General features: G+C 74.4%; 6 protein-coding genes. All 6 read right to left on the bottom strand.

Annotated elements, in window-relative coordinates; genetic code table 11:
- Window positions 1–213: 213 nt before the first annotated feature.
- Entirely contained in the window at window positions 214–1,524 is a 1,311-nt protein-coding gene (locus tag E1300_RS47155; RefSeq protein ID WP_278045443.1) for a glutamate-5-semialdehyde dehydrogenase, read from the bottom strand.
- Window positions 1,521–2,627: a glutamate 5-kinase gene (gene proB / locus E1300_RS47150; RefSeq protein WP_131763777.1), complete on the bottom strand. Its 1,107-nt coding sequence runs from the start codon at window positions 2,625–2,627 to the stop codon at window positions 1,521–1,523. The genes E1300_RS47155 and proB overlap by 4 nt, the downstream gene beginning before the upstream one ends.
- Window positions 2,628–2,659: 32 nt before the next feature.
- On the bottom strand, window positions 2,660–4,057 hold the full coding sequence (gene obgE / locus E1300_RS47145; RefSeq protein WP_131763776.1) for a GTPase ObgE: 1,398 nt from the start codon (window positions 4,055–4,057) through the stop codon (window positions 2,660–2,662).
- 117 nt (window positions 4,058–4,174) lie between these two features.
- Window positions 4,175–4,432: a 50S ribosomal protein L27 gene (gene rpmA / locus E1300_RS47140; RefSeq protein WP_131763775.1), complete on the bottom strand. Its 258-nt coding sequence runs from the start codon at window positions 4,430–4,432 to the stop codon at window positions 4,175–4,177.
- Window positions 4,433–4,446: 14 nt separating this feature from the next.
- Window positions 4,447–4,761 carry a 50S ribosomal protein L21 gene (rplU, locus tag E1300_RS47135; RefSeq protein ID WP_131763774.1) on the bottom strand — a complete coding sequence of 105 codons (315 nt, stop codon included), beginning with the start codon at window positions 4,759–4,761 and terminating at the stop codon, window positions 4,447–4,449.
- Window positions 4,762–5,047: 286 nt separating this feature from the next.
- Window positions 5,048–5,479 carry a hypothetical protein gene (locus tag E1300_RS47130; RefSeq protein WP_131763773.1) on the bottom strand — a complete coding sequence of 144 codons (432 nt, stop codon included), beginning with the start codon at window positions 5,477–5,479 and terminating at the stop codon, window positions 5,048–5,050.
- Between the last annotated feature and the right edge of the window lie 140 nt (window positions 5,480–5,619).

The following is a 5,619-nucleotide window of genomic DNA, read 5'->3' as shown; positions in this document are numbered from 1 at the left end:
GGCGCGGCGGCCGGCGCGGCCGCGGCGGTGCGCGCGGGGAACGCGGCCAGTCCGGTGGAGGCGATCCCCGCGCCGAGCGCGGCGCCCTTCAGGACGCGGCGGCGGCTGATCTCACGTGTCACAGCTAGGGATCAGACCACACCGCTGACGTGACATCAATGGCGAAGGTGTCACAAATTACCCCGCCGCGTCTGAACGGGACGTGTCAGCCGCTCAGCCGCGGACGTGCCCCTCGCCGACCACCACGTACTTCGTCGAGGTCAGCTCCGGCAGCCCCATCGGCCCGCGGGCGTGCAGCTTCTGCGTGGAGATGCCGATCTCGGCGCCGAACCCGAACTCCTCGCCGTCGGTGAACCGCGTCGAGGCGTTCACCATCACCGCGGCCGAGTCGACCAGCGCGACGAACCGCTTGGCGGCGGCCTGCGAGTCGGTGACGATCGCCTCGGTGTGCCCCGACCCGTACTCGCGGATGTGCGCGACGGCGTCGTCCAGCGAGTCGACCACGCGGGCGGCGATGTCGAGCGACAGGTACTCGGCGGCCCAGTCCTCCTCGGTCGCCGCCACGACGTCCGCGCCGTGCGACCGGATCCGGTCATCGCCGTGGACGGTCACGCCCGCGGCGCGCAGCGCGTCCAGCGCGCGGGGGACGAACGCGTCCGCGATGTCCGCGTGCACGAGGACCGTCTCGGCGGCGTTGCACACCGAGGGACGCTGCGTCTTGGCGTTCAGCAGGATCTTCAGGGCCATGTCGACGTCGGCGGCGGCGTCCACGTACACCGCGCAGTTCCCGACGCCCGTCTCGATCACCGGGACGGTCGACTCCTCGACCACCGAGTTGATCAGCGAGGCGCCGCCGCGCGGGATCAGCACGTCCACGAGCCCCCGGGCCCGCATGAGGTGCTTCACCGACTCGCGGGACGTGCCGGGGACGAGCTGAACCGCGTCCGCCGGGACCTCCCCGTCCTGGAGCGCCTGCTGCATGACCCGGACCAGGACCGTGTTCGAGTCGTGCGCCGACGACGAGCCGCGCAGCATAGCGACGTTCCCGCTCTTCAGGCACAGCGCGGCCGCGTCGACCGTGACGTTCGGGCGGCCCTCGTAGATGATCCCGACGACGCCGAGCGGCACCCGCACCTGGCGCAGCTCCAGCCCGTTCGGCAGGACCGTGCCGCGCACGCCCTCCCCCACCGGGTCCGGCAGCGCGGCGACCGCGCGGACCGCGTCGGCGATCGCGGCGATCCGCGGCTCCGTCAGGCTCAGCCGGTCGATCATGTACTCGGACGTGCCGTTCTCGCGGGCCCGCGCGACGTCCACCTCGTTGGCCTTGACGATCTCCGGCGCGGCGGCGACCAGGGCGTCGGCGATGCGGTGCAGCGCCGCGTCCTTGGCGGCCCGCGGGAGGGGGGCGAGGCCGGCCGCGGCCTCCCTGGCGCGCCGCGCCACCCGCAGGAACTCCTCGCGCTCCCGGTCCTGCTCGCTCATCACCGGCTCCTTCGTGTCAGACGGGGACGGCCCGGGCCTCAGCTGAGGACGACCAGGTCGTCGCGGTGGATTATCTCGCGCTCGTACTCGGGGCCCAGCTCGCGCGCCAGCCAGCGGGTCGAGCGGCCCATCAGCTCGGGGATCTCGGACGCGTCGTAGTGCACCAGGCCGCGCGCGACGACGCGGCCCGCGGCGTCGCACAGGTCGACCGGGTCGCCCGCCGCGAAGTCGCCCTCGACCCCGGTGACGCCCGCGGGGAGCAGCGACTTGCCGCGCCGCACGACCGCCTCGACGGCGCCCGCGTCCAGCGTGACGCGCCCCTGGCCGGTGGTGGCGTGCGCCAGCCACAGGTGCCGGGTGGAGCGGCGCCGTACGTCCGCCGGATGGAACAGGGTGCCGACCGGCCGCCCGGCGAGCGCGTGCGCGGCGGACGCCGCGTTCGTCAGCACGACCGGGATGCCCGCGATGCGGGCCGCCTCGACCTTGGTGACCATGCCGCCGGTGCCGACCCGCCCGGACCCGCCGAGCTCGATGCCCTCCAGGTCGGCGGGGCTCCGCACCTCCTCGATCCGGCGGGCGCCGGGGCGGCGCGGGTCGCCGGTGTAGAGGGCGTCCACGTCCGACAGCAGGACGAGCGCGTCGGCGCGCGTCAGGTGCGCGACGAGGGCGGCGAGCCGGTCGTTGTCGCCGAACCGGATCTCGTCGGTGGCGACGGTGTCGTTCTCGTTGACGATCGGCAGCACGCCGAGGGCGAGGAGCTGCGCGAGCGTGCGCTGGGCGTTGCGGTGGTGCGACCGGCGCATCATGTCGTCGGCGGTGAGCAGCACCTGCCCGACCGTCGTCCCGTACCGCGCGAACGAGGAGGTGTAGCGGGCGAACAGCAGCCCCTGGCCGACGCTCGCCGCCGCCTGCTGCGTCGCGAGGTCCGGCGGGCGGCGGGTCAGGCCGAGCGGGCCGAGGCCCGCGGCGATCGCTCCGGACGACACGAACACGATCTCGGTGCCGTTCCCGCGCCGGTCGGCGAGGACGTCGACCAGCGCGTCGATGCGGTTCGCGTCGATCGTGCCCTGCGGCGTCGTCAGCGAGGACGACCCCGCCTTCACCACGATCCGCCGGGCCTTCACGATCGCGTCGCGGTCGCTCATGTCGGACGTCTCTCCCTCGGGGGCCGGGCCGGTCAGCGGTACCCGTCCAGGCGGCGGTCGGTGCCGCGCGGTCCGGCCACGCCCTCGCCGGCCTCGACCTCGGGCTCCCAGTCGAACACGACCGAGTCGTCCGCCGTGCCGATCAGGACCGTGGCGCCCGCGCTCGCGCCCGCCTCGCGGAGCGCGTCCTCCACGCCGAGCCGGGCGAGCCGGTCGGCGAGGTAGCCGACGGCCTCCTCGTTGGCGAAGTCGGTCTGCCGCAGCCAGCGGACGGGCTTGGTCCCGGTGATCAGGTACGTGTTGTCGCCCATCGGCTTCACCGTGAAGTCGGTGTCGCCGCCGACGGGCTCGGGGCGGATGACGATGCGGGTCGGCTCCGCGGGCGGCAGCGCCGCGCGGTACTCCGCGACCATCGCCGCCATCGCGAACGACAGCTCCCGCAGGCCCTCGTGCGTCGCCGCCGACACCTCGAACACCTTCAGCCCGCGCTTCTCGAACTCGGGCCTGACCATCTCCGCGAGCTCGCGACCGTCCGGCACGTCCACCTTGTTCAGGACGACGACGCGCGGCCGGTCGGACAGCGGGCGGTCGCCGAGGACGCGGTCGTACGCCTGGAGCTCCCGCTCGATGACCTCGAAGTCGCTGACCGGGTCGCGGCCGGGCTCCATCGTCGCGCAGTCGAGCACGTGCGCGAGCGTGGACGAGCGCTCGATGTGGCGGAGGAAGTCCAGCCCGAGGCCCCGGCCCTCGCTGGCGCCCTCGATCAGCCCCGGGACGTCCGCGACCGTGAACGTCGTATCTCCGGCGGAGACCACCCCGAGGTTCGGGATCAGCGTGGTGAACGGATAGTCGGCGATCTTCGGCTTGGCCGCCGACAGCGCGGCGATCAGCGACGACTTGCCCGCGCTGGGGAAGCCGACGAGCGCCACGTCCGCGACGCTCTTCAGCTCCAGCACCACGTCGCGCTCCTCGCCGGGCTCGCCGAGCAGCGCGAAGCCGGGCGCCTTCCGCTTGGCGGTCGCGAGCGCCGCGTTCCCGAGGCCGCCGTGGCCGCCCCGGGCGACCACGAACCGGGTGCCCTCGCCGACCAGGTCGGCGAGGACCTCGTCGCCCGCCTTCACGACCGTGCCGTCCGGGACGGGCAGGACCACGTCGCCGCCGTCCGCGCCGGTCCGGTGGCCGCCCTGCCCGGGCCGGCCGTTCGCGGCCTTGCGGTGCGGGCGCCGGTGGTACTCCAGCAGGCTCGCGGCGTTCGAGTCGACCACGAGGACGACGTCGCCGCCGCGGCCGCCGTTCGCGCCGTCCGGCCCGCCGAGCGGCTTGAACTTCTCCCGGTGGATGGAGGCGCAGCCGTTGCCGCCCTTGCCGGCGACGGCGTGCAGCACCACCCGGTCGACGAACTGCGCGCCCGATCCCGCTCCAGCGGCCACGGTCGGTCCTCCTCGGCTGTCGGCCCCGCGCCGGCGGCCGCGCGGCGGCCGCAGAACAGGGCGAAGGGGCGGACCGTGCCGGTCCGCCCCTTGAAAAAAGTCTCTTCCCCCGGCGGACTATTCCGCCGGCGGGACCACGCTCACGGCGTTGCGGCCGCGGTAGCGGCGGAACTGCACGGCGCCCGCGACCAGCGCGAACAGCGTGTCGTCGCCGCCGCGCCCGACGCCCGGGCCGGGGTGGAAGTGGGTGCCGCGCTGGCGGACGAGGATCTCGCCGGCGTTGACGACCTGGCCGCCGAACCGCTTCACGCCGAGGCGCTGGGCGTTGGAGTCGCGACCGTTACGGCTGGACGATGCGCCCTTCTTGTGTGCCATGAGACCGCTCTCCCCTACTTCCCGCTCGAAATACCGGTGATCTTGACCTCGGTGTACGGCTGGCGGTGACCCATCCGCCGCTTGTACCCGGTCTTGTTCCGGTAGTGCATGATGTTGATCTTCGGGCCCTTGGCCGCGCCGACGATCTCGGCGGTCACCTCGTAGCGGGCGAGGTCGGCCGAGGCGCTGACGACGTTGTCGCCGTCCACCACCAGCAGCGCCTGGAGCTTGACGGTCGAGCCGACGTCGCCGGCGAGCTTGTCGACGGTGAGCACGTCGTCGACGGCCACCTTCTCCTGCCTGCCGCCTGCGCGGACAATCGCGTACACCGCGGAACCCTTCGTCTGCGCGCGCTTCCGGACTGAACCGGTCCCGCGCGTGGCTTCACCAGCCCCCGGACGGGGGCCTACCCCCGGCACCTGGCCGAGGGCGGCACACCAGAGGAGACCCCTGGCGCTCTCTGCTTGTCCCCACCGGATCGATGGGGGGCGCACCGATCGGCTCCCAAGGGGACCCGTGGTGCAGGTTCGATGGCGCGCGCACGACGCGCCGAAAGACCAGTGTACTGGACGCCCCGACCGCTACGCGAACGCGCGGGCCGGGGCGTCCGGACGATCAGCCTTGCGCGTCGGAGTCGGCCGCCTCGGCGGACCGGGCCGCGGCGCGGGGGCGCCGGGTGCGGCGGCGGCCGTTGCCGGAGTCCTCCGCGCCGGCGGCGCCGTTGGCCTCGGCAGCGTTGGGCCCGGCGGCGTCCGGCTCGACGCCGTTCGCCTCGGTCCCGTTCGCTTCCGTCCCGTTCGCTTCCGTCCCGTTCGCCTCGGTTCCGTTGGCCTCGGGGCCGCTCGGCGCGGCACCGTTGCTCCCGGCCGCGCCGCCCTCGGACCCGCCTTCGGTCCCGTGGGCCTCGGCGCCGTTGACCGCGATCTCCTCGACCGCGACCGGCTCCGCGGAGTCCAGCGCGCCGGGCGAGGTGCCGGCGGTCTCGGCCTCGGCGTCGGCGGCCTCCACGGCCGCCTGGACCGGGGACTCCTCGGCGTCGCCGTCCACCTCCGGCGGCGGGCCGGCGGGGCGCTTCGCGGGACGCGACCGACGCGTCCGCGACCTCGCCGTACTAGCGCGGTCGCGACCGCGGTCACGTTCACCGCCGTCAGCCCTAGGACCAGTGCGGAGTCGGTGCCGACGCCGAT

Origin of the sequence: Actinomadura fibrosa (assembly GCF_900659615.1) — a bacterium.
Lineage (GTDB): Bacteria > Actinomycetota > Actinomycetes > Streptosporangiales > Streptosporangiaceae > Spirillospora > Spirillospora fibrosa.
This window is presented reverse-complemented; position numbering and strand designations above follow the sequence as displayed.

What these genes read in the sequence shown, in the direction of transcription:
- rpmA (WP_131763775.1), bottom strand. Translation starts at nt 4,432, where the DNA reads ATGGCACACAAGAAGGGCGCATCGTCCAGCCGTAACGGTCGCGACTCC.
- proB (WP_131763777.1), bottom strand. Translation starts at nt 2,627, where the DNA reads ATGAGCGACCGCGACGCGATCGTGAAGGCCCGGCGGATCGTGGTGAAG.